Annotated in this window: 22 protein-coding genes and 1 pseudogene; 12 read left to right on the forward strand and 11 right to left on the reverse strand. The window is 52.6% G+C overall.

What is annotated here, in order from left to right; translation table 11 throughout:
* The first annotated feature begins 158 nt into the window (after nt 1-158).
* From B0B12_RS08750 to B0B12_RS08765, 4 genes are all read left to right on the forward strand, one after another.
* A complete protein-coding gene (locus B0B12_RS08750; protein ID WP_076667924.1) occupies nt 159-1,259 on the forward strand; it encodes an alkene reductase in 1,101 nt (366 codons plus the stop codon).
* A 206-nt stretch (nt 1,260-1,465) separates the two neighbouring features.
* Entirely contained in the window at nt 1,466-1,951 is a 486-nt protein-coding gene (ispF, locus tag B0B12_RS08755) for a 2-C-methyl-D-erythritol 2,4-cyclodiphosphate synthase (protein WP_076667927.1), read from the forward strand.
* Between the two features lie 26 nt (nt 1,952-1,977).
* On the forward strand, nt 1,978-3,627 hold the full coding sequence (locus tag B0B12_RS08760; protein ID WP_076667930.1) for a M28 family peptidase: 1,650 nt from the start codon (nt 1,978-1,980) through the stop codon (nt 3,625-3,627).
* 209 nt (nt 3,628-3,836) lie between these two features.
* Nucleotides 3,837-5,213, forward strand: coding sequence for a LutB/LldF family L-lactate oxidation iron-sulfur protein (locus B0B12_RS08765; protein WP_076667933.1), 1,377 nt, complete (start codon nt 3,837-3,839; stop codon nt 5,211-5,213).
* 146 nt (nt 5,214-5,359) lie between these two features.
* On the opposite strand, the gene B0B12_RS08770 is transcribed toward B0B12_RS08765, so the two are convergent.
* Nucleotides 5,360-6,313: an asparagine synthetase A gene (locus B0B12_RS08770; RefSeq protein WP_076667936.1), complete on the reverse strand. Its 954-nt coding sequence runs from the start codon at nt 6,311-6,313 to the stop codon at nt 5,360-5,362.
* A 153-nt stretch (nt 6,314-6,466) separates the two neighbouring features.
* On the opposite strand from B0B12_RS08770, the gene B0B12_RS08775 reads away from it, so the two are divergent.
* Nucleotides 6,467-6,931 (forward strand): Lrp/AsnC ligand binding domain-containing protein, encoded by a 465-nt coding sequence (locus B0B12_RS08775; protein WP_076667938.1) that lies wholly within the window; start codon nt 6,467-6,469, stop codon nt 6,929-6,931.
* Nucleotides 6,932-7,017: 86 nt separating this feature from the next.
* Here B0B12_RS08775 and B0B12_RS08780 read toward each other — a convergent pair whose 3' ends face one another.
* The 3 genes from B0B12_RS08780 to sdaAA all read right to left on the reverse strand — a co-directional run bounded on the left by B0B12_RS08780 (nt 7,018) and on the right by sdaAA (nt 11,045).
* Nucleotides 7,018-8,274 carry a pyridoxal phosphate-dependent aminotransferase gene (locus B0B12_RS08780; RefSeq protein WP_076667944.1) on the reverse strand — a complete coding sequence of 419 codons (1,257 nt, stop codon included), beginning with the start codon at nt 8,272-8,274 and terminating at the stop codon, nt 7,018-7,020.
* A gap of 268 nt (nt 8,275-8,542) precedes the next feature.
* Nucleotides 8,543-9,718, reverse strand: a complete 1,176-nt coding sequence (locus B0B12_RS08785) for a DUF4407 domain-containing protein (protein WP_076667947.1) — start codon at nt 9,716-9,718, stop codon at nt 8,543-8,545.
* A gap of 418 nt (nt 9,719-10,136) precedes the next feature.
* Nucleotides 10,137-11,045: an L-serine ammonia-lyase, iron-sulfur-dependent, subunit alpha gene (gene sdaAA, locus B0B12_RS08790; RefSeq protein WP_076667949.1), complete on the reverse strand. Its 909-nt coding sequence runs from the start codon at nt 11,043-11,045 to the stop codon at nt 10,137-10,139.
* A 180-nt stretch (nt 11,046-11,225) separates the two neighbouring features.
* On the opposite strand from sdaAA, the gene B0B12_RS08795 reads away from it, so the two are divergent.
* From B0B12_RS08795 to B0B12_RS20275, 3 genes are all read left to right on the forward strand, one after another.
* Complete coding sequence (locus tag B0B12_RS08795) at nt 11,226-11,537, forward strand: acylphosphatase (protein ID WP_342039370.1); 312 nt, start codon at nt 11,226-11,228, stop codon at nt 11,535-11,537.
* 58 nt (nt 11,538-11,595) lie between these two features.
* On the forward strand, nt 11,596-12,489 hold the full coding sequence (locus B0B12_RS08800; protein WP_076667952.1) for a YDG/SRA domain-containing protein: 894 nt from the start codon (nt 11,596-11,598) through the stop codon (nt 12,487-12,489).
* Nucleotides 12,490-12,586: 97 nt separating this feature from the next.
* A complete protein-coding gene (locus B0B12_RS20275) occupies nt 12,587-12,742 on the forward strand; it encodes a hypothetical protein (RefSeq protein WP_170871840.1) in 156 nt (51 codons plus the stop codon).
* Nucleotides 12,743-12,782: 40 nt separating this feature from the next.
* On the opposite strand, the gene B0B12_RS08805 is transcribed toward B0B12_RS20275, so the two are convergent.
* Both B0B12_RS08805 and B0B12_RS08810 read right to left on the reverse strand, forming a co-directional pair.
* A complete protein-coding gene (locus B0B12_RS08805; RefSeq protein WP_076667955.1) occupies nt 12,783-13,463 on the reverse strand; it encodes a hypothetical protein in 681 nt (226 codons plus the stop codon).
* Between the two features lie 29 nt (nt 13,464-13,492).
* Entirely contained in the window at nt 13,493-14,155 is a 663-nt protein-coding gene (locus tag B0B12_RS08810; RefSeq protein ID WP_139337788.1) for a hypothetical protein, read from the reverse strand.
* 174 nt (nt 14,156-14,329) lie between these two features.
* Here B0B12_RS08810 and B0B12_RS08815 point away from each other — a divergent pair, with 174 nt between their 5' ends.
* Nucleotides 14,330-14,956, forward strand: coding sequence for a YczE/YyaS/YitT family protein (locus tag B0B12_RS08815; protein ID WP_076667960.1), 627 nt, complete (start codon nt 14,330-14,332; stop codon nt 14,954-14,956).
* A gap of 202 nt (nt 14,957-15,158) precedes the next feature.
* Here B0B12_RS08815 and B0B12_RS08820 read toward each other — a convergent pair whose 3' ends face one another.
* Entirely contained in the window at nt 15,159-16,577 is a 1,419-nt protein-coding gene (locus B0B12_RS08820) for a thioredoxin-like domain-containing protein (RefSeq protein ID WP_076667963.1), read from the reverse strand.
* 199 nt (nt 16,578-16,776) lie between these two features.
* On the opposite strand from B0B12_RS08820, the gene B0B12_RS08825 reads away from it, so the two are divergent.
* The 3 genes and pseudogenes from B0B12_RS08825 to B0B12_RS08835 all read left to right on the forward strand — a co-directional run bounded on the left by B0B12_RS08825 (nt 16,777) and on the right by B0B12_RS08835 (nt 18,748).
* On the forward strand, nt 16,777-17,265 hold the full coding sequence (locus B0B12_RS08825) for an NADH-quinone oxidoreductase subunit A (RefSeq protein WP_076667965.1): 489 nt from the start codon (nt 16,777-16,779) through the stop codon (nt 17,263-17,265).
* 134 nt (nt 17,266-17,399) lie between these two features.
* Nucleotides 17,400-17,903 (forward strand): annotated as a pseudogene (gene nuoB, locus B0B12_RS08830) (NADH-quinone oxidoreductase subunit NuoB); the annotation flags it as partial.
* Between the two features lie 245 nt (nt 17,904-18,148).
* Entirely contained in the window at nt 18,149-18,748 is a 600-nt protein-coding gene (locus B0B12_RS08835; protein ID WP_076667968.1) for an NADH-quinone oxidoreductase subunit C, read from the forward strand.
* A gap of 86 nt (nt 18,749-18,834) precedes the next feature.
* Here the strand turns inward: B0B12_RS08835 and B0B12_RS08840 are convergent, their stop codons facing one another.
* The 4 genes from B0B12_RS08840 to B0B12_RS08855 all read right to left on the reverse strand — a co-directional run bounded on the left by B0B12_RS08840 (nt 18,835) and on the right by B0B12_RS08855 (nt 22,029).
* Nucleotides 18,835-19,074 carry a GNAT family N-acetyltransferase gene (locus tag B0B12_RS08840; RefSeq protein ID WP_083704166.1) on the reverse strand — a complete coding sequence of 80 codons (240 nt, stop codon included), beginning with the start codon at nt 19,072-19,074 and terminating at the stop codon, nt 18,835-18,837.
* A gap of 52 nt (nt 19,075-19,126) precedes the next feature.
* A complete protein-coding gene (locus B0B12_RS08845) occupies nt 19,127-20,185 on the reverse strand; it encodes a bifunctional transcriptional activator/DNA repair enzyme AdaA (RefSeq protein ID WP_076667970.1) in 1,059 nt (352 codons plus the stop codon).
* Entirely contained in the window at nt 20,179-20,943 is a 765-nt protein-coding gene (locus tag B0B12_RS08850) for an isocitrate lyase/PEP mutase family protein (RefSeq protein WP_076667973.1), read from the reverse strand. The genes B0B12_RS08845 and B0B12_RS08850 overlap by 7 nt, the downstream gene beginning before the upstream one ends.
* Before the next feature lie 177 nt (nt 20,944-21,120).
* The gene (locus tag B0B12_RS08855; RefSeq protein WP_212564611.1) at nt 21,121-22,029 is read right to left on the reverse strand and encodes an OmpA family protein; all 909 of its coding nucleotides are present in this window, start codon (nt 22,027-22,029) and stop codon (nt 21,121-21,123) included.
* Nucleotides 22,030-22,032 lie beyond the last annotated feature (3 nt).

A 22,032-nucleotide genomic window follows, 5' to 3' on the forward strand; every position in this document is an offset into this window, starting at 1 on the left:
AAAGTTAAAAAGTATTCTCTGTAGGGACAGGTCGCGACCTATCCGAATTGTGCATAGAAATTGGCAGGCACCAACTTGCCCAAATCGCGCACCAGAAACTAACAATTTAACCATCAACAATTTAACAATCAACAATCAGCAATTTAACAATTGAACATATGTCACAAGCACTTTTAAAGCCGATTACATTACACGACCTGACGCTGAAGAACCGCGTTGTGATGGCTCCCATGACACGCAGCCGCGCCGACAACGAGGACAATGCAGCCAATGACCTGATGGCTACTTACTATGCCCAGCGCGCCAGCGCCGGCTTGATCATATCAGAAGGATCGCAGATTTCGAAGCAGGCCGTGGGTTATATCAATACCCCTGGCATCTATAGCACCGAGCAGATAGAAGGCTGGAAAAAAGTAACTGCGGCCGTGCACAAAGAAGGCGGCAAGATTTTCCTGCAGCTGTGGCACGTAGGCCGCATGTCGCACCCCGACTTTCACGACGGAAAGCTGCCGGTTGCTCCGTCGGCCATCAACCCGGACGACAAGGCCTACACCCCACAGGGCTTCAAAGATACCGTTACACCACACGCACTGACCATCCCGGAGATCAAGCAGATTGTGCAGGACTTTAAAGTAGCTGCCCGCAACGCCATCGACGCGGGTTTTGACGGTGTGGAGGTGCATGGCTCTAACGGTTACCTGCTGCACCAGTTCTTTGTGAGCACTGCCAACGTGCGCACCGATGCCTACGGTGGCTCCGTAGAGAACCGCGCCCGCATTTTGTTTGAGGTGCTTGATGCCATCAAGGAAGTGGTGCCGCAGCACCGTATTGGCGTGCGCCTGAACCCAAGCATGCACGGCGGCTTCGGCATCACGGTAAACGAGGACACCATCCCGACCTTCGACTACATTGTTGACCAGCTGAACAAGTATAACCTGGCTTACGTGCACCTGACAGAGGCATCGCCGGCCAACAAGGATGTGCCGCACATCGAGCCGCAGGTAGCCAAGCGCTACCGTCCGATCTACAAGGGCAACCTGATCATCAACGGTGGCTTTAACCAGGAAACCGGCAACAAAGTAATTGCCAACGGCGATGCCGACATGGTGGCCTTTGGTGTGCCGTTCATTGGTAACCCCGACCTGGTAGAGCGCTTTGCCGAGAATGCCGAGCTGCAGCAGGCCGACCAGAGCAAGTTCTACGCTCCCGGACCGGAAGGCTATGTAGACTATCCTACCCTGGCAGAAGTGGAAGCCTAAGCAATTTTTTGAATTTTATCAGGCAACAGCCAGCTACCCTCACCGGTGGCTGGCTGTTGCTTTTTAAACCATTGTGCCGCTTTTAAGTCTATACCTCTGAAAAAAGCATCTGTGCTAGCAACTATAGGGCAAAAGCAGCTATATTTACTTTTTAATATTTGCCGTATCAGGCATATTGCAATACCTTTTTTTCGTACTTACGCTACATGAAACTGAAAATAAGAACCGGCTTCGGCTACGACGTGCACCAGCTGCACGAAGGGCTGGACTTCTGGCTGGGCGGTATCAAGATTCCGCACACGCACGGCGCGTTGGGCCACTCCGACGCCGACGTGCTGGTCCACGTGATCTGCGACGCCCTGCTGGGTGCCGCCAACATGCGCGACATCGGCTTCCACTTCTCCGACCGCGACCCGCAGTACAAGGGCATCGACAGCAAGATCCTCCTCAAGGAAGTGGTGCATCTGCTCTCCCGCGAAGGCTACGAGATCGGCAACATCGACTCGACTATCTGCCTGCAGGAGCCGAAAGTGAACCCACACATTCCGGCCATGAAAACGTGCCTGGCCAAGGTGATGGGTATATCGGAGCACGATATTTCCATTAAGGCCACCACCACCGAGCATCTGGGCTTTGTGGGCAAAAAAGAAGGCGTGGCTGCCTTTGCAACTGTACTTATCGTCAAACAATAACCTAATTCTTCACCTTACAGCAAACCATGAAGTATAACAAGTTTTATGTGTATGCGCTCGCAGCCCTCCTGACCACAGGTTGCGCCAAGACGCCTACCACGACCAGCACGACGGCTACAGCTCCCGTAACGGAGGCCGAGCGCCTGCGCGAAGCCGCACCAAAGTATGCAGCCACGATCACGGCCGCTGACTTGTCCAAACACCTCAACATTATCGCTTCGGACGAGTACGAAGGGCGCGACACTGGCTCCAAAGGCCTGCAGATGGCAGCCGATTACATCTCCAGGGAGTTTAAGGAAGATGGCCTGGTTGGTCCTGTAAAAAACAACAGCAACCCTTATTACCAGCCAGTTAATCTGGAACGAAGCCAGTGGGGCGAAGGCTACATCATGGTAGGCAAGCAGAAGTTCATGATGGGCCAGGACTTCTTTGTGTTGGGTGCTTCGCCATACCAGACCGAGCAGACTGCTGAAGTGGTATTTGCTGGCTACGGCATCGATGCAGACAACTATTCTGACTACGCCAACCTCGACGTAACCGGTAAAATGGTGGTTGTACTGGGCGGTGAGCCAAAAGGCGCCGACGGTAACTATCTGCTAAGCGGTACTGACAAAGCTTCTGACTGGGGCAACGACTTCCGTACGAAACGCAATGCAGCCACTAAGCGCGGTGCCAAAAGTGTGCTGATCGTGACAGGTGCCAACGCTGGTGAGTTTGGTACCATGACGGCGCGCTACCGCAATTTCCTGACGCGTCCGTCAATCGGCCTGAAGAACAACGGTGCACAGGGAGGTTCTGCTGTAGCCATGATGGTATCGCCACAGGTTGGTGCCGCATTGCTGGGCACTACACCAGAGAAAATGCTGGCCCACGCCAACGCCGTAGCGAAAGCCGGCAAGCCAACTCCTGGCACTTTCACTGCCGTGAAAGACGTGAAAGTGAAGACAGAGCGTAAGAGCGAAGCGCTTCCGTCTGACAACGTGCTGGGCTACATCGAGGGAACTGACAAGAAGGACGAAGTGATCGTGGTAACCGCGCACTACGACCACGTAGGTATAGAGGATGGTGAGATCTTCAATGGCGCCAACGACGACGGTTCAGGAACAGTAGCTGTTGTAGAACTGGCAGAGGCCTTTGCACAGGCTAAGAAAGATGGTTTCGGACCACGCCGCAGCATCCTGTTCATGCTGGTAACAGCGGAGGAGAAAGGCTTGCTGGGTTCTGAGTACTATGCCAATAACCCAGTTTTCCCGCTGGAGAACACGGTAGCCAACATCAACATCGACATGATCGGCCGCATGGACTTCGACGCAGAGAAGACCAACGACCAGAACTACATCTACGTGATCGGTGCTGACAAGCTTTCTTCTGAACTGCACCAGATCAACGAAGAAGTAAACCAGAAGCACGTAGGCCTGCGCCTCGACTACAAGTTCAACGACGAGAACGATCCGAACCGTTTCTACTACCGCTCTGACCACTACAACTTTGCCAAGCACGGCATTCCGATCGTGTTCTACTTCAACGGGGTGCACGCCGACTACCACAAGGCAACCGACACAGTAGACAAAATCCTCTTCGAGAAAGCTGAGAAAGCTGCCCGCCTGGCCTTCCACGTGACCTGGGAACTCGCTAACCGTGACAACCGCATTGTAGTGGACAGCAATAAAAAATAGGTTTTTGGAGTTAAGAGTTATGAATTAAAAGTTAAGAGTCAGGCAGCGCGAACTTATCGGCACCCATACTCACCACTTTTAACTCTTAACTTTCAACTCTTAACTAATTATATTGGTTTTGAGGAAAACACCCTAACTTTAAGGGTGTTTTTCTTTTTACAGCACTTCCTGAAATCAGTTGTTTCAGGAAAGACCATAGGGTTTATCTTATGAGTAGACTAAAACAGTTTCTGCAGGACGCCGAAACGAAATCTTTTGACCTGGGCCACCGCTCCACCATTAAGTTCAACATCGGCAAGTATAACGCCGCTGTGCAGCGTGGCCTTACCCAATACAGCGACCACGAACTCGCCCGCGAGCGAGCATCTTTTATAAAAACGACCACCATCAATAACCTCGACAAGTACCTGATGGAGTTCGAGTCGAATTTCACGGCCCGTGGTGGCAAGGTGATCTGGGCCCGCAACGCTGAAGAGGCGTTAAAGGAAATTGGACAGATCATGAAGCGCAAGCGTGCCCGTTCGGTGGTCAAGTCGAAGTCAATGACGACGGAGGAAATTCACCTGAACAACTTCCTGGAGAAAAACGGCATTGAGACAGTAGAGACAGACCTGGGCGAGTACATTGTGCAGTTGGCCGAGCAAAGGCCCTACCATATCGTGACACCAGCCATGCACATGTCCAAGAAGGACATTGCCGACCTGTTCGTAAAAAAGCTTCAGATTGCCCCAACCGACAGTGCCGAAGAACTGGTGGCCACCGCCCGCCGCCTGCTCCGCGACAAATACACCGAAGCTGAGGTAGGTATAACCGGCGGCAACTTCCTGCTAGCCGATATCGGTGGCGTGGCCATCACCGAGAACGAAGGCAATGGCCGCTTGTCCACCGCTTTCCCGAAAACGCACATCGCCATTGTCGGTATAGAGAAGATCCTACCCTCGGTAATGGACCTGGATTTGTTCTGGCCACTGCTCAGCACGAGCGGCACGGGTCAGCAGGTGACTATTTACAACACCATCTTCACAGGTCCGCGCCAGCCAAACGAGAAGGACGGCCCGGAGGAAATGTATGTGGTGCTGCTGGATAACGGGCGTACTGATCTTTTGGCGTTGCCGGAGAAGCGGGAAGCGTTGAACTGCATCCGATGCGGCGCCTGCCTCAACGTGTGCCCGGTCTACAAAAACATCGGTGGCCATACCTACGAGAGCACCTATAGCGGCCCGATCGGTTCGGTAATCACGCCGCACTACAACGGCATGGCCGAGAACAAGCACCTGAGCTTTGCCAGTTCCCTTTGCGGCGCCTGCACCTCGGTGTGCCCTGTCAAAATCAACATCCACAACCTGCTGCTGCTCAACCGCCGCCAGAGTGTGGAGCAAGGCTTTGCCGAAAAGAACGAGCGCACGACCTTTAAACTGTGGTTAAAGGCCATGAAAAGCCGAAAGCTGTTGAACATGGCGCCTGCTGGCGTGAAGAACTTTGTGTTGAAACAGGTGCTGAAAGATACGTGGAGCAAACGCCGTGAGCCAATTAAAGTAGCACCGAAGTCGTTTAACCAGCTTTGGAAGGAGCGAGAGGGGAAGTAACTGACTATGGCGCGAGCATCCTCGCTCGTGCTATTGAAAGCCACAAAAACAAAAAGGCCTGCATCTTACATGTGCAGGCCTTTTACGTTTCTTTCTGCGCCTGGTCTCCCAGGCAATTATTATTACCGTCGTCCATACGCTATACCTTAAAAAATAGCCTGAGCGAAAGGCTTCCTTGAAAACACCGTTACTTCATCCACATCCTTCAAACGGCAGATGAACCGTGTCATACGCTCCACACCAAAGCCAGCGCCGGCGGTTTTCGGCAGCAAGCCTGCCTTGGCTACTTCCAGGTAGTGCTTAAACGCCTCTGTGTTCGTACCCACCTCGGCCATACGCTTCAGAATCTGCTTGTACTCGTGCTCACGCTCACCACCCGACAAGCCTTCACCAAAACCTTCCGGCCAGATCACATCGTAGTTCAGGTAAGTGCCGCGGCGGCTTTGGTCTTCTTTATCGTAGAACTCACGCTTGTGGTTGATCAGCCAAAACGGCTCGGTTGCTTCCTCTGACTTCAGCTTTTCGTAATCACCGCCCAAGGCTGCTTCCAGTTTTTCAGTCCGGTATACGGGCCACTTTTCGTACTGCGGCAGCAACTCGCCACGCAACTCCAGTAGGGTTTCTGCCATCTCGCTGTTCAGGCGGGCAAAAATGAAATTCACTAGTTCTTCCATAAACTCCATTACGAAGAATCGGTCCTTGCCCCGGAACTCGAAGTCTACCTGTGTGAACTCGAAAAGGTGGCGGCCGGTGTCGGCGCGATCCGAGAACTCCAGGCGCACGTTGGGTGACACAATGTAGAGACTGTCCAACTCAGCGTTTACCAGGGCAAGCTGCTTGTGGAAGATCATCGACTTGGTGAGGCTCCAGCGCTGGTCAGCGTAGCCAATAGAGGCATCGACCACGCCGTGGTTGAGCGGATCGGTGATGGGTGAAAGCATGAGCGGCATCAGCTGCGTCAGCCCTTTTTTGAACATAAAATCGTGCGTGGCACGAATAATCCCCTGCTGTACTTTGAGCACTTTGGGCAGGGACACGCGACTCAGGTGCTTCATGGTCGTCTCGAGCACGGTCGGTTCTGTGAGTGTTTGCAATTCCATTTAACTAATTTTTAATGGTTTATAGTATTGCAAACTTACCTAATGAAGATTTTTATTGAAAAACATTTAACATTTAATTAATTTTGTTGAAAACAAACCAATATATAGCATTTATTTTTGCTAAGACTTTAAAACATAGGACATAGATTGGGCATGGATTTACGAATTGATAATCTTGACCGCCAGATTCTGCACCTGCTGATGCAGAATGTGAACCGCGCCTACACCGACATTGCTAAAGAGCTGGGCGTTTCGGGCGGCACCATACACGTGCGCCTCAAGAAAATGACGGAAATGGGCATCGTGCAGGGCGCACAGTTGTTGATTAACCCAGCGGCCATCGGCTACGACATCTGCGCCTTTATCGGGGTGTTTCTGGAGAAGGGCTCGGCCTACAAGGAGGTGGTGGAGAAGATGCGTGACATCCCCGAGATTGTAGAACTGCACTATACCACCGGCGCTTACAGCATGTTCGTTAAGATCATCTGCCGCGACACGAAACACCTGCGCGAAGTGCTCAACGAGAAAATGCAAGGTATAGCGGGGGTGCACCGCACAGAGACGTTCATCTCGCTGGAGGAGAGCATCTCCCGGCAAATTTCAGTGGGGATAGAATAGGTATAGCAAAGCCGCTCCGGATCGGTCCGAAGCGGCTTTGCTATACCTGTGTTTTGTGACTTTCTGCTTTTGTATTCAGCTATACCTTAACTCAACTTCTGCAGCGCATTTCTCAGTCTGCCCAGCGAGTCTTTTATACTTTCCAGCGAGGCACCACCTACCGACAGGCGGAACCAACCCAGGTCTGGTGACGACCCGAAGGCGGAGAAAGGTACCACGGCCAGCTTGGCTTCTTCGAGTATGTAAAAGCTGATGTCTTTGCTGGTTTGCAGCACTTGGCCGGATGGTGTGGTTTTGCCTGCCAGGTCGAGTTTGGCAGACAGGTAAATGGCGCCCATTGGCTCGATGGCATCCACGTTATACCCTTCGTTTTTCAGGTCTTTGAAAGCGTGGTAAAGCATATCCAAACTCTCACGCACATTTTGCTTGAACTCGTCCAGGAACACATCCACGGCATCGGTCTGGTGCAGGAAGCGGGCGGTTGCCATTTGCTCGGCCTTCGGCGCCCAGGCACCCACGTGGCCCAATATCGCCTTCATCTTGTCGATCACCACCGTCGGGCCGAACGCGTAGCCTACCCGTACGCCGGTAGCGGCGAAGCATTTGGAAGTGCCGTCGATGTAGATGGTGTAGTCGCGCAGTTCGGGGCGTAGGTTCACCGGGTCATAGTGCTTGTGCTCGCCAAACGTCAGCATCCAGTAGATCTGGTCGTAGAGGATGTAGAGCGGTTTTTCGCCTGCTCCACGGCTCTTGTTCTCGGCTATCACCAGGTCGCAAATGTCCTCGAGGTCTTTTTTGGAGAACATGGTGCCCGTCGGGTTGAGCGGCGAACACAGCGCCAGCAGGGTGGCGCCCTTCAGACTGGCAGCAACATCAGTAGCTGTCGGCATGAAGTTGTTCTCAGGGCTGGTCTCTACCATCACTGGCGTAGCGCTGGAAAGGTGGCAGTAGTGGTTGTTGTTCCACGACGGCGTCGGGAATACCACTTTGTCGCCCGGGTCTACGAGGGCCAGGTAAGTGGCGTAGATGAGCGGACGCGAGCCACCGGCCACCAGGATGTCGTTTTCAGGGTAACTCAGGCCCAGCCGGTCGCGGGTGAAGTCGGCTACGGCTTTGCGGAGTACGGCCACACCATTGGCTGGCGGGTAATTGGTATGTCCTTCGGCGTAAGCTTCAGCAATGCCTGCCCGCAGCTCGCCAGGTATAGGATATATCTTGGGATCGAAGTCGCCGATGGTAAGGTTGCAGATTTGCTCGCCTTTGGCAATCATCGCGTTTACTTCACCGGCAAGCTTGATAATCTCGGAGCCGATGAGGTTCTGGGCCATTTTGGAAACGGTCATGCGCCTGTTATTTAGTACGCAACAAGATACTAACTTCTGAAAGAAGTATGGCCCAAAGGCGATACAAAAACTGATTTTTAGCTGGCAAAGTGCTGTTGGTTATTAGGTATGACAATTCTGGATTGTCATCTCGACAGAATGGAGAGATCTGGATTATTTCGGGGTACTCGCAATATTTCAGATTTCTCACTTTGTTCGAAATGACAGTGAAATCAGCTAAACTGACAATGGTGAGATAATCGTGATTAAGAGGGCAGACCAAATAAGCCTACCACTTATAGTAACTGCTCTCCTCCCCGTCATTCAGAATGTCGGCGGCGGTGTTGGGGCTGCGGCTGATGTCGGCTAGTTTACGCTCGCGCCACACGGCGGCTGACTCACGGACCACATCCAGATGAGCGTCTGACTTCAGGCGTTCTTCTTCGCGTTTGGCTTCGATTTCAAACTCCTGGCGGGCGGCAAATTTGGCTTCGGCCACGGCATGGCGGGTGTCGTATTGTTTCTGGCGCTCCTGCACGCGGTGCATTTCCTGCGTGGTGCGCTCGTGCTCCACGCCTTTCAAAATGTCGTCGTATGGGCCTTTGCTGGTAATCAGTTTGGTGAAAATCGGGGCGGTTTCGAGGCAGACGAACAGCAGCGTGATGAAGAACACCGGTAGCCAGGGCAGCTGGTTCAGGGCGTCGATCCGGGCCATCAGGCCGTCGTAGTTCGAGAAGCTCTGCTGCCCTTCGGCCACCTGGCTATCGTACTGCTTCATGAGGTCGGCGATTCGCTGCTCTTTTACCAGTATGCGGTCGGCGGCGCTGGCCTGTAGCAGCTTCAACTCTTCGTCCACTTTGTCGTACTGGCGCTTCTTTTCTTCGTAGATCGGGCCTCTGCCTATCTTGCCTGTGCCACCTGTACCGTCCGCCTCAGCTGCTACTTGCTCGTAAAGCTTGTTACGCTCCTGCACTTTGGCCTCTATTTCGGCCCGTATACCTGCAATTTCAGACTTCACGGAGTCCACCTCAGCAAACTGCTTGTTCACCAGCGCTTTGTGCTGAATGGCGAGCTCAGCCTGCTTTTCTTTCAGGACAGCCTGAATCTCTTTGTCGAATATCTTCAGCTCCAGCGGTTTCGAAATCACCACAGCCAGCACCAGTGCCAGCAGGATACGCGGCGTCACCATTAGCAGTTCTTTCCAGAAGCGGCCTTCTTTGCGAATGGTGGAAACGATGAAGCGGTCGAGGTTGAAGATAACGGCACCCCAGAGCAGACCAAAGGCCATGGCCATCGGCGCAGAATCGAACACCGTGTAGAGGGCGTAGCCGCCCGACAAGCTGGCCAACACGCCTGTAAACAGAACGGTGGCGCCGACACCGGCATACTTAATATGCTCCGACTTAGAGCACTTCTCCAGAATGGTATCGTCGGCGCCGGCGCACCACCAAAAAAATTTCTTCATGTGAGATCCTGTTCAGGTTAAAGCGGGCGCAGAGGCAGCCTGCAATTACAACGCGCAACTTACTGAGGTTAATACTTTTAGCCCCCAAAATGTGACGAACCGCCTCTAAAATGTGACGAACTGTCCCGCTACTGCGGCAACACACGCCTTAGCTAGTTAAGTTCAACCAATTTACTGCCCGTATCACCCCTTTTTTTGAGTACGCGAATACAGGTATAACGACTTGCCAGCATCAACACAAAAGGGCAGCAGTTCAGCGATTTTTCATGTATAGAAAATAAGGATAGGCCACAAGGAGATGCGGCATCAGGTATAGGTATAAAAAGAGTAAGGCAGCGACCTCTCCAGCCGTTGCCTTACCATACCTATCAGCTAAAAAACTTTCTAACTTTTTAAATCTCTAATTTTCTAACTTAAATCAGCTGTTCTCGTCTTCGTCCGGCAAGATCTCCACATCCTGCACCAGCACGAACTTCTCGATTTCGCGGGCGCGGGGTGTGTTGGCCAGTCCACCGAGGGCGGTTTCCTTGTACTTGCGCTCCATGCTCTCACCGACCTCACCGAGGGCTGCCACGCACTGATCGACAGGTATAACGGCATTTACGCCGGCAATGGCGAGCTGCGAAGAAGAATACGCAATGGCGGCTGCACTGGCGTTGCGCACAATGCACGGCACCTCTACCAGACCTGCCACCGGGTCGCACACCAGGCCCAGCATACACTGAATCGTGATGGCTACTGCCGTGAACACCTGGTCTACGTTGCCGCCGAGGCAGTACACAATGGCGCCGGCCGCCATGGCTGCCGCGCTGCCCGTCTCAGCCTGACAACCACCCACGGCGCCAGCCAGCGAGGCGTTCTGCTCAATGATGAGCGCTATACCTGCGGCTACCAGCAGACCTTCGTGAATCTTGCGGTCGTCGAGTCCGTGAAGCTCCTGCAGCGTGGTGAGCGTGCCAGGCAGTATACCAGAGGCGCCGGCCGTTGGGGCTGCTACTACGCGGCCCATGCAGGAGTTCACCTCCTTGGCACCCAGCGCGCGCGACACTAGCATCTGAAACTCCGGCGACAGCACCGTTACCGGCGACCTGGCTACTTTCTTGGCACTGTTGTTCACCATGCCGGAGCGGGAGGTCATGTCTTCGGTCAGGCCGGTCTGTACGGCGTCCTTCATCACCTCGTAGGCCTTGGCAATGTTTTCCCAGATAAACTCCTCGGTGCGACCCTTCTGCTCTATTTCGTACTCCAGCACGGGCTGGTATAGGGGTTCGCCGGTTTCAGCGCAATGCTTCTCCCAGCTCTTAAAATCGTTGAATAATAGGGACATATTGTATAGCTTGTACCTTGCCCGCGACTTGGCGGACAGGGGTGTTAAAGATAATCTAAATTTCAGGAATCGGCTAGACTCCCGCTCCTTTTGATAACACGGCTCGCGGGGTGAAACGTTCTGTTTCGGCGGGCGCTGCTGTTCCCCCTCAACCTATACCTGCCGACTCCGTTTTTGAGAGTGAACGAGCTATACCTATACCTGATGGAAAACAAAGACAAAAAGCGCGTGGCCATGCGCATACACGGCCGGGTGCAGGGCGTATTTTTCAGAGCCAGCACCCAGGGCAAAGCGTTGGAACTTGGCCTGTATGGTTTTGTGCAGAACGAGCCTGACGGCACCGTATACCTGGAAGCCGAAGGCAATCCCGAGGCGCTGAAACAACTGGAGAAATGGGCGCACCAAGGCCCGGACCGCGCGCGGGTTGAGAAAGTGGAAGTAGAGGAGAAGGAGGGATTAGCAGGGTTTGAACGGTTTGAGCAGCGGAGGTAGGTAAAGGATGTTAGGATAATTAATTACATTTACTGAACCATCAAGTAGTTGTCAACCAATGGCAGAGCGAATATTTGGGCATATACCTAATGTTTTTGAAGGCGATGTATTTGAGAACAGAATAGCCCTCTCACATAGCAAAGTTCACAGGCCTACTCAAGCAGGTATAAGCGGCTCCCAAAAAGAAGGTGCGGATTCCATTGTACTTTCTGGAGGGTATGAAGACGATCAAGATTTAGGAGACGTAATTGTTTATACTGGGCATGGTGGTAGAGACCCAATCACAAAAAAGCAGGTAACTCATCAATTTTTATCAGACAAGAACCTAGCTCTGGCAATAAATTGTCAAAACGGCTTGCCGGTAAGAGTAATCAGGGGAGCAAATCATAAATCTAAATTCTCTCCAGAGTTTGGTTATAGATATGAGGGCTTATATAAAGTCGTTAAATACTGGAGGAAGACAGGAAGATCCGGCTTTAATGTATGGCTATTCCGACTTGAAAAGATTACTGTTGATCAAGCTCTTACCTACCAGGTAAGTGAAGATTCCCCCATCTATTCAAAGACAACCAGAACGCTAACTGCGCAGCAAAGATTAAATCGCGATTACAGCCTTACTTTGAAGATTAAGGAGATTTATAATTTCCATTGCCAGGTGTGTAATACAAAAATCTTTACAAATGCCGGATTCTATGCAGAAGCTGCACACATCAAGCCTCTAGGCGAGCCACATAATGGGCCAGACACTCTGGATAATATACTTTGTCTTTGCCCTAATCATCATGTCATGTTAGACTTTGGTGGTTTTACCATTGATGACGATTATTCTTTGATTGGCTTGGAAGGAAAACTCTATGTTAAGCCAGAACATAGAATAAATAGTGAGTTCATTAGGTATCATAGGGAACACTTTACATTTAATTTACCTCACGCTTCCCAGCCAAGTTCCTAAAACGCTATAAACATCTTAGAGCAACTCGCCCCCACCGTCAGCAACCAGAAGCACACTATGATTGCCGCTTTTGTGCCGCTGGAGCTTACTCGATTGCTTGGAGCACCTGAACAGGTATAGCCGCTACTACAATCCGGCTCTGGCGAAGGCCATCTACGCAAACACTGGGCGCAAAACCAAACAGACGATCAGCTATACCTGGCTGGACAAAAAGTCGCTGGACATGGCGCGTAAAAAAGCAGCTGCCCGTTAACCAGACAGCTGCTTAAAAATATTTTCTGCAAATGGAGCGGCTACAGCGAGTTGTAGTAAGCCACCAGTTTGACCATATCACGGTCTTCGCGCAGGTTCAGCGCATTCGATTTGATGTACGTTTCCAAATAATCTTTCCGATCAGGTATGGCAGCCAGAATGGAGCTTTTCGATTTCTTCACTTTCACCGCCTTGTCGCCTTTGGCAATGTAGTAGTCCTCGCTTGCCTGCACCTCCCGGTCAATGGTGGCCGAGCTGTAGTGCTTGCGGTCGAAGATCTTCTTGGAGGTTCGCTTCAGAAGCACCACCTGTCCGTCGGCCAGCACCTCCATGAAGGCATTGGCAGGCACCCCGTCGCCGCTATACCCTGAGCGGAAAGTGCGCTCTACCGGCTTGTTGTTTTCAATGTACGTTATCTTGAACTCCTGCACCGGCTCCAGCAGCTCCTTCACGTCTCCGTTCTTGCCTTTAAAGATAATGGCCTCCCGCACCTGATCGTACATCAGCTCGATGCCCTGGTATACGGTGCCATTCTTAAGCGTAAGCGAGCCTTTCGCCCACTCTTTGTGCACGTAGGGCGAGCCGATCATGGTGATGGTGTTGTACTCGTGCACCGGACGGGCCTCCATGTCGTTGGTGTGCGTAAACTGCGCCACCGCATTCGCACTGAACAGGCAGAAGGCCAGCATGGCAAAACCTAAGCGTAAAGCAACTGTTTTCATATACCGCAATATTTGATGAATAGATTAGTTTACAAAGAGTTATAATACATCACTAATTTTGTCATGTCCTGCTCCTTCCTCAGGTCGAGCCGGTTGGTCCTGGTGTACTGCTCCAGTTCGGCCTGCTTGCCGCCCAGCGCCTGCAGCAGCGATCGTCTGTCTTTCTTCAGCTTCGTGAGTTTCCCGTTCCGGTCGGCCAGGTAGTAGTTTTGCTGCTCCAGTATGCTTTTCACCTTGGTGGCAGAGCCGTAGGGCACCTCTTCGTGCACCCATTTGAAAGTCCACTTCAAGAGCTGGGTGGGGCCATCGGCCAGCACTTCGTAAAAGGCACTTGGCGGCGTATCGTCTGCCGGGGCATAGCCACTTCGGAAAAGCCGCTTCTTCAGCTCAAACTCCTTCACGGGCTGCACAAAGAACTGCGCCTCGCCTCTGCCGTTTGCGAACATCAGCTCATCTGCCACCTGGTCGTATTTCAGGCGAACACCCAAGTAAGCCTTGCCGTCCTGCATCTTCACCCATCCTTCCTGCCATGCATCGTCCAGATAGGGCGATCCTTTTACATCCAGGTATTGTTTCACCATCACCGGGCGACCCATAAAGTCAGTGATCTCGGTCTGGGCATAGGCTTTGGAGCCACAGAGCAGAAAGACTGCGCCAATCAAAACCAACCGAAGCACAAACGCTTGCCTCATCCGGAAAACAGGAGTTAATGATGGATGAATATAAGACTTTTTTGTCAATAACCGTAGCCGAAGCACCAGAATAATGTGTGCCGTGTTTTGCCCCTTCTTAAAGCGGCCAAATTTAACTTTCTTGCGCCCGATTTTGTTCTTACCAAGTCCTTCAGTAAACGGGACGACCTGACCATGCGCGAAAAAATAGTTAGTTATAGTTTCTTCTTTTTGGGATTGCTGTTGTTCGGCTTTGCCAACGCCATTGCCGTGAAAGTGAAGTACCTGGGCCTGCACCCCTGGGAGGTGCTCAACGTGGCGCTGTTTCAGCAGTTAGGCTTCACTATTGGCACCTGGAGCGTCATCGTGGGCTTGGTCTTTGTCATCATTTCGTGGTTCGTCAACCGCAAGTACATCAACGTGGGCACTTTCCTCAACGCGCTCCTCATCGGGCCCTTTATGGACCTATTCCTCTGGCTCGACTTCCTGCCCGCCGCCACCAACACCTCGCTCGACTACCTGAACCTGGCTGCTTCGGTGATCATTGCAGGTATAGCCGGCGGACTGTATGTGGCGGGCGGCGTGGGCGCCGGTCCGCGCGACGGGTTTATGCTGGCTTTGTCGGAGCGCCTGAACGCGTCCGTGAGCCGTACCCGCATGGTGGTGGAGTGCCTGATTTTGGGTATAGGTTATCTGCTGGGCGGCCCGATCTTCATCGCCACTTTCTTCTATACCTTCATCATGAGCCCGATTTTCCAGGTCACACTTCGCTTTTTCCAGCGGATGCGTAATAACCTGATTGAGGCGAAGGTAGCGGCGTAGGTATAGGTATAGGTATAGGTATAGGTATAACTGCCGATGCAGGATTCGGATAAGATTGCTGATGCACAATTGACAGTGTATGATTGCCGGTGCACGATTCGGACAGGTCGCGACCTGTCCCTACAGAAGACAGGTATCCTTCCACAACGTTACGGTGTAATGTCGCTACAACAACTTTCTAACTTTCTCCCTCCCAAACTTTCTAACTCAGACTCACTCTCACTTCTTCCTTCGCTCCTGTGCTCAGGTCGATTTTGAATAATTGGTGGCTGTTCGTGCTGGTGACCCAGAGGTGGCCGTTCAGGTATAGCACGTCGTTGGGTTCGTGCAGGCCGGCCGTGAGGGTGCGCACACGGTGGCGCTGCATGTCGAGCACTTTTATCTTGCCATTGTAGGTGTCGGCTATGTACACGTCGCTGTCGATCACTTCCAGCCCCACGCAGTGCTGCAGCAGCGCATCGTCCACGTGCCCGTCCACATCGCCAAAGTCGAACAAACCGCGACCGAGTGGGGTGAGCACCATACCTGTTTTGAGGTTGACGGTGCGGATGGCGCTGGCTTCGGCGTCCGCTACATAGAGCACTTCACCGCGTATGGAGAGGCCGCTGGGCTGGTTGAAGGCGGCTTCGTCGAGCAGGCCGTCGGTGAGGGCCTCGCGGCCGCTGCCGGCAAAGCGGTATACCTGTTCGGCTTCCAGGTCCATGCGCAGGATCTGGTGGTTGCCGGCGTTGGCAATGAACATGCTTTTACCGTGTATGAGCAAATCCCAGGGACTGTTGGGGTTCACGGGTTCGCTGCGCTTGTCGTCGTGAAAGTAGTATTCGAGTTCGCCGGTGCCAGCGGCCGTGCTCACTGAGCGTTGTTCCAGGTCTACTTTACGAATAGCGTTGTTTTTGGCATCGGCCACATAAAGGATAGAGCCATGCAGGGCCAGCCCGTGCGGTTCGTTAAAGGTCGCCTCGGCATAGCCACCGTTGTTGAAGCCTCGCTCGCCGCTGCCAATCACCTCCAGCACTTGCCCTTGTTGGTTCAGCTTCAGGATTCGGTTGTGCCCGCTGTCGGACAGGAATAGGTTGCCGTCGGGGTCGCTGATCAGTTTGGAGGGAAAGGACAGTACACCCGTTTCGAGAACTTCAGCTTGTACAGGTATAGGCGTTTGGTTGAGCGTTTCTTTAAACTCTTCTTGCATGCGCTGGATATAGGGGCGCACGGTGTTGTACACACCCTCACCGGCATGTTGCCCCACCACTTTTCCGTTCGGGTCGATGAGCACCGTCGTTGGCCAGGCCCGTACGCCATACTGGTTCCAGATGGCAAAGTCGGCGTCGTTTACCACCGGGTGCTCTATCCCGAATTTCCGGATGGCCTGCCGTATGGTCTCGGTCTGCTTCTCGGCATCGAACTTAGCGGAATGGATGCCGATCACCACCAGCACATCGGCAAATTCTTCCTCCAGCCGGTTCAGATCCGGCACAATGTGCTGGCAGTTGATGCAGCCCAGCGTCCAGAAATCCAGCAGCACGATCTTGCCTCTGAAGTCTTTGATAGACCAGCTTCGGTCGGTGTTGAGCCAGCCGTGCGGGGTGTTGATTTCAGGTGCATTGACGCGTCCGGTGAGCATTTTCAGTGTGGTTTGGTGTGGATTCTCTCGTACAGGTATAGGTCAGGAAAGGTTGTTGGTATAACGCCAGCGGGTAGCTTTTGTGTATGTGCGCTGCAGCCGCCCCGCTATACCTGACAAGCGCATTCTCTGAAGCCAGAACAGCGCTTATGCCAAGAAGTTATTTTATCGTAAATTTGTCTAAAACTGCTGCGGCGCTATGGAGGAAACCTACCTGTCTGACTTCGGAACCATTCTGCTTTTCCTGATCGGGGGAGCGATTTTCGTGGTGATCGGTCTGTTTACCGCCCGGCTTTTGCGCCCCAGCCGACCAAACCCCGAGAAGCTGACGACCTACGAGTCGGGCGAGGAGCCGATCGGTAACTCGTGGGTGCAGTTCAACCCGCGGTTTTATGTGGTGGCGCTTATCTTCATCATTTTTGATGTGGAGCTCGCCTTCCTCTTTCCGTGGGCCACCGTGTTCGGCCGCCGCGACCTGATCGAAGCGACAGACGGCGTGTGGGGCTGGTTTGCCCTGATCGAGATGTTCATCTTCATCGGTGTGCTGGCCCTGGGCCTGGCCTACGCCTGGGTCAAAGGCCACCTCGACTGGATCAAGCCCAAGCCCGTGGTGCCGCAAAGCCGATCGCGTATACCCAAGGAGGTATACCAGCGCGTGAACGAGCGGAAATACGAGGTAAGGAAATAGACTACTTGACAAACGACTTTGTGACAAAGGACAAAAAAGGGTAAAGGAAGGTATAGACAGGAGTTTATTCTAAGTACCGTCAGCATTACTCACGATTCATTAATCATTACTCATTAACCATTAGTCATTACTCTTTGAACATTCCACAGGACAAGACGGGAGAAGGCGGTGTGATCGTCACCAAACTGGACGACCTGCTCAACTGGGCGCGACTGACCTCGCTGTTCCCGATGGGTTTCGGCCTGGCCTGCTGCGCCATCGAGATGATGGGGGCCTATGCCTCCGGCTACGACCTCGACCGCTTCGGCATTATACCGCGTGCCTCGCCCCGTCAGTCGGATGTGATGATTGTGGCTGGAACTGTTACCTTTAAAATGGCCGACCGCGTGCGCCGTCTGTACGAACAGATGCCGGAGCCGCGCTACGTGATTTCGATGGGCAGCTGCTCCAACTGCGGCGGCCCCTACTGGGAGCACGGCTATCATGTGGTGAAGGGGGTGGACCGCATTATACCGGTGGACGTGTACGTGCCTGGCTGCCCGCCCAGGCCGGAGGCGCTCATCGGCGGCTTCCTACGCCTGCAAGAGATTATCCGCCAGGAAACCATCCGCGAGCCGCGAGCCGTGCAGCAGATTATGGCGAAACGAATGACGGGGTTAATGACTAATGAAGAATTAATAATGAATAATGAGGGAACCGCAAGCACTGATGAGGCACCTGGAGCAGCAAGTGAGTATCTCGGCCAAGGCCCGACAGTTTCAGAGTCCGGCGGTGAGAAAAATCCATTAGCTTAATGTGTTCAGACAGTTTCCCACTATTAAATTATTCTTTCACTAGTACTGAATACTCATTATTCATTCGTCATTAATCATTAAAAAAAACCATGACTTTCGAGGAGCTTAGGGATCTTATAGTGTCACAGTTCGGCCCGGAGGTGATCGTATCGGAGAACACCACGAACCTGCAGCCTTTCCTGGTACTCCAAACAGAGCGCCTGGCGGAGGTGTGCCTCGAGCTGCACGACAACGAGCTGACCTATTTCGATTTCCTCTCGAGCGTGACAGGTATAGACAATGGCCCGGATGCCGGCACCATGGAAGTGGTGTACAACCTTTACTCTATACCTTACGACCATCACCTGATGCTGAAAGTGATCGTGGAGCGCAACAACACAGACGGGGAACCTATACCTGCTATACCTACCGTGAGTCACATTTGGCGCACCGCCGACTGGCAGGAACGCGAGATCTTTGACCTGGTGGGCATCCTATTCAAAGACCACCCCGACATGCGCCGAATCCTCTGCGCCGCCGACTGGGAAGGGCACCCGCTCCGTAAAGATTATCAGCTGCAGGACTATTACCACGGCATCAAAGTGCCCTACGACAAGCACAACGAAAACAGCGGCTTCCGCGGCGAGCCGGTTAAGCTAACCACTTCCGAAAATCCGTTTACAGACAAGCGGGAAAAGCCGGAGGTGTAGTCTCTCGTTTGACTCTTTAAACAGGAAACGGCTTGCTATCCTCAGGTAGCAAGCCGTTTCCTGTTTAGAATCCTATAACTTAAGACTTAAAGCACTTTCTCAAAGCATACGCTATTCTCCACGCCGGCATACTGTGCGTAATTCGGAATTTGCTGATAGCCACTCTTTTGGTAGAGGCCAATGGCTTCGGGCTGCTTCAGGCCTGTTTCCAGGATGCACCGGGCGTATGCGAGTTCCTGCGCCCATGCTTCCAGCTCAGCCAGCACCTTACTGGCTATACCTTGGTTTCTGCCTTCGGGAAGCACGTACATGCGCTTTACTTCCATAGTGCCTGATCACCATTAAATTCCGATATCCCTAGAGGGTATGTTCTGTTGGCTACTGTTTGGCAAACTGCTTCTCGTGCTCCAACAGCCACTGCTTGCGTTCCAAACCACCGCCATACCCCACCAGCTTGCCGTTTTTGCCAATGACCCGATGGCAAGGTATAACCAGGGCTATTCTGTTGAAGCCGTTTGCTGAGGCAACAGCCCGTACGGCGCTGGGAACCCCGACAGCCTCTGCCTGCTGCTGGTAAGAACGTGTTTCCCCGTACGGAATTTGCCTGAGGGACTCCCAAACCAGGTTTTGAAACACAGTTCCCGGTGAGTCCAGGCTAAGGGTAAAAGTTTTCCTGCTGCCGGCAAAGTACTCGGCTACCTCAACGCTAGCCTGTTTGATATGCTCGTTCTCACCTGCCACAATGGTGGCTCCCAGCAGCCTTTGCAGATCCTTAAACTCTGTTTCCAGCATCCTTCTATCAACAAACTCCAGCAAGCAGATGCCTTTTTCGGTCGCACACACGAACATGGGGCCCAGCGGCGTGGTTATCCGGTTCAGCAGGATCACGCTTTTCGATTTGCCCTGTTTAGGAGAGCTTCCCATCACCTTTTTGTAGGTATAGCCAAAACCGCTGAGGGACTCGTAACCGGCGTCAAAAGCGGTATCAGTGGCAGATCTGCCTCCTTTCAGCTCCAGCAGGGCCTGGTTTATCCGGTACATCCGCTGAAATGCCTGAAAAGTGATGCCATAATGCTGCTTGAACCACCTGCGCACTAGCACCGGGCATATCCGTTGCTGACGCAAGGTATAGTCAGAGACCTTCTCCTTGGGGTTGCTCCTAACCAGCTCTATCGCAGCATTTACCTGATCAGGCGCCTGGTTTGCGTTTTCGGTTGGTCGGCATATTTTGCACGGGCGGTAGCCATGGTCCAGCGCGTCTTTGAAAGTGGTGAAAAACTCAACGTTCGTCGCTTTGGGTTTGCGGGCGCGGCATGTGGCAATACAGAAGACAGAGGTAGTTTTTACACCGACGAAAAAGATGCCCACAAAACCCTGATTCCTATCAACCAGGGCTTTGTAATAGGTTTCTATTTTGTATGACTCTGTCACTAACATGGCGCAAACACCGGGCTAAAGTTCGAATCGCTTCTGACACTTTGCAGCAGGCGGGCAAACTGGTCATACATCCGCTCAAATAAAAAGTTGCCCATGCTGATCCGCTTCACCCCCAAAGCCTGCAAGCGCCCAAAGGCCGGCAGGTCGGGCATGCACATTACATTAAGCGGCAACCGGGTGCATTGCGCTACGGCACTGATGTCTTCTTCTTTTACCATGCACGGCACAAAAATACCATCTGCCCCCGCCTCTTCGTAAAGCTGCGCCCGCCTGATGGTTTCCTGCAATTGGTCAGGATGCCCGATCAGGAAAGTGTCTGTCCGGACATTCAGAAACAGGTCCTTTCCATCCCGGAGGAGCGCCTCCTTAATGGTTTCTAGTGTTCTGGCGAAACTGTAACTGTCGCACAGACTTCTCTCTTTATCTACCAGGCTGTCCTCTATGTTGATGCCGGCGGCGCCCATATCGGCTAACATGTTAATGTTTTCCAGGATGGCAGAAGGGGTACTACCAAAGCCTGCTTCAATATCTACTGTAAATGGCAGGCTAGTGCTTGCAGTAACTCTCTTGACCAGGTATACCAGATCAGTGAATTTCATTTTCTCGCCGTCCTCGTAGCCCAGCATTTTCGCCATGGCGGCACTGGATGTTCCGATTGCCTGAAAGCCTTGTTGTTCGGCTATCGTGGCGCTGGCCGCATCCCATACATTACAGATCAGGAGGGGCTCCGGTTGCTCGTGCAGTTGTTTGAAAGTCATAACGTTTCTTTTTGCAAAGAAGCCGATGAAGACGTCCGTTCAGCAACCGAAAAATAAACAAGTATTTTTTCTTCAGCGTTTCTGGGCAAAGCTGTGGCGTAGCTGCCTGGTAATGCCTTTTACATGCGGCCTTATTTTCCAGGCAGCCATTGGGCATCATGTATTTTTTTCAGTCTATCAGATTTTCACGAGTTCTACCCTTCGGTTTTGGGCCTTGCCTGCTTCGGTGCTGTTGTCGGCGATGGGGTTGTCCTGCCCGAAACCTTTGGAGGTGAGACGCTCAGGCGCTATGCCGGCTGCCGCTATCTCGGTTTTAACCGCCGAGGCTCTGCTCTCGGACAGGCCTTGGTTATGCGCTTTGTTTCCTGCATTATCGGTATAGCCGTTTATGGCGATCTTAAGCGATGGGTCATCTTTCAACACCTTCACAATTTCGCTAACCACTTCTTTCCCGTCAGGTTTCAGGGTGGCCTTGTCGGTATCGAAATTGATGTGCAGAACGGATTTTCCTTGCTCGGTGAGGTCCTGCTTTATTTTGTCGGAGGTTATTTTGGTAATGGTTTGCTCGAACGGCTTTTCCTGCACGATCTGGATGGAGGTGCTACTCGCCATCCCCTTATCGAGTGCAATGTAGACGTTGCCGTCGTTTCTGCGAATGACGTAGGTGGCGATCGGGTTGTTCCAGATGTCTATGCTGCCGTCGGTGCCGGAGTAAGTACACAGGTTTTTATAGGTTTCTTTTTGCTCTCCCTCCAGCTTTCCTTCAAATACCTTTACGCCCCCAGCCTGTATTATGGCATCTTCGAAGCTTTTAGTCAAAAAGCGCCCGCTAACTTTTGTCTCGCTCGAACGGTCCGGATGCACGTGCGCTCGGAACGTTTTCCCCTCTACCTCATAAACGCTCTCAGGGGTGACAAATACGATAAAGTCAAAATCGCTTGGCTTCACGTTGTTGATATACTGGGCACCTTGGGGAGCCGTGAAGAACGGGAAATCGCCGATGTCTTCCGTGGAAACAGGTATAGCACTGATGTCGAACGCGGGATTTTCTGCAGCTCCTGTTTCTACGGTGGGGGTTTCAGCCAATAC

The sequence above is a fragment of the Pontibacter indicus genome, from assembly GCF_900156345.1.
Lineage (GTDB): Bacteria > Bacteroidota > Bacteroidia > Cytophagales > Hymenobacteraceae > Pontibacter > Pontibacter indicus.

Excerpts from the sequence above, each read along its gene's own strand:
- B0B12_RS08750 (WP_076667924.1), top strand. The coding sequence starts at position 159 with ATGTCACAAGCACTTTTAAAGCCGATTACATTACACGACCTGACGCTG.
- B0B12_RS08850 (WP_076667973.1), bottom strand. The coding sequence starts at position 20,943 with ATGACTTTCAAACAACTGCACGAGCAACCGGAGCCCCTCCTGATCTGT.
- B0B12_RS08845 (WP_076667970.1), bottom strand. The coding sequence starts at position 20,185 with ATGTTAGTGACAGAGTCATACAAAATAGAAACCTATTACAAAGCCCTG.
- B0B12_RS08800 (WP_076667952.1), top strand. The coding sequence starts at position 11,596 with ATGGCAGAGCGAATATTTGGGCATATACCTAATGTTTTTGAAGGCGAT.
- B0B12_RS08765 (WP_076667933.1), top strand. The coding sequence starts at position 3,837 with ATGAGTAGACTAAAACAGTTTCTGCAGGACGCCGAAACGAAATCTTTT.
- B0B12_RS08770 (WP_076667936.1), bottom strand. The coding sequence starts at position 6,313 with ATGGAATTGCAAACACTCACAGAACCGACCGTGCTCGAGACGACCATG.
- B0B12_RS08785 (WP_076667947.1), bottom strand. The coding sequence starts at position 9,718 with ATGAAGAAATTTTTTTGGTGGTGCGCCGGCGCCGACGATACCATTCTG.
- B0B12_RS08815 (WP_076667960.1), top strand. The coding sequence starts at position 14,330 with ATGCGCGAAAAAATAGTTAGTTATAGTTTCTTCTTTTTGGGATTGCTG.
- ispF (WP_076667927.1), top strand. The coding sequence starts at position 1,466 with ATGAAACTGAAAATAAGAACCGGCTTCGGCTACGACGTGCACCAGCTG.
- B0B12_RS08780 (WP_076667944.1), bottom strand. The coding sequence starts at position 8,274 with ATGACCGTTTCCAAAATGGCCCAGAACCTCATCGGCTCCGAGATTATC.
- B0B12_RS08835 (WP_076667968.1), top strand. The coding sequence starts at position 18,149 with ATGACTTTCGAGGAGCTTAGGGATCTTATAGTGTCACAGTTCGGCCCG.
- B0B12_RS08840 (WP_083704166.1), bottom strand. The coding sequence starts at position 19,074 with ATGGAAGTAAAGCGCATGTACGTGCTTCCCGAAGGCAGAAACCAAGGT.
- B0B12_RS08820 (WP_076667963.1), bottom strand. The coding sequence starts at position 16,577 with ATGCTCACCGGACGCGTCAATGCACCTGAAATCAACACCCCGCACGGC.
- B0B12_RS08810 (WP_139337788.1), bottom strand. The coding sequence starts at position 14,155 with ATGAGGCAAGCGTTTGTGCTTCGGTTGGTTTTGATTGGCGCAGTCTTT.
- sdaAA (WP_076667949.1), bottom strand. The coding sequence starts at position 11,045 with ATGTCCCTATTATTCAACGATTTTAAGAGCTGGGAGAAGCATTGCGCT.
- B0B12_RS08825 (WP_076667965.1), top strand. The coding sequence starts at position 16,777 with ATGGAGGAAACCTACCTGTCTGACTTCGGAACCATTCTGCTTTTCCTG.
- B0B12_RS08775 (WP_076667938.1), top strand. The coding sequence starts at position 6,467 with ATGGATTTACGAATTGATAATCTTGACCGCCAGATTCTGCACCTGCTG.
- B0B12_RS08760 (WP_076667930.1), top strand. The coding sequence starts at position 1,978 with ATGAAGTATAACAAGTTTTATGTGTATGCGCTCGCAGCCCTCCTGACC.
- B0B12_RS08805 (WP_076667955.1), bottom strand. The coding sequence starts at position 13,463 with ATGAAAACAGTTGCTTTACGCTTAGGTTTTGCCATGCTGGCCTTCTGC.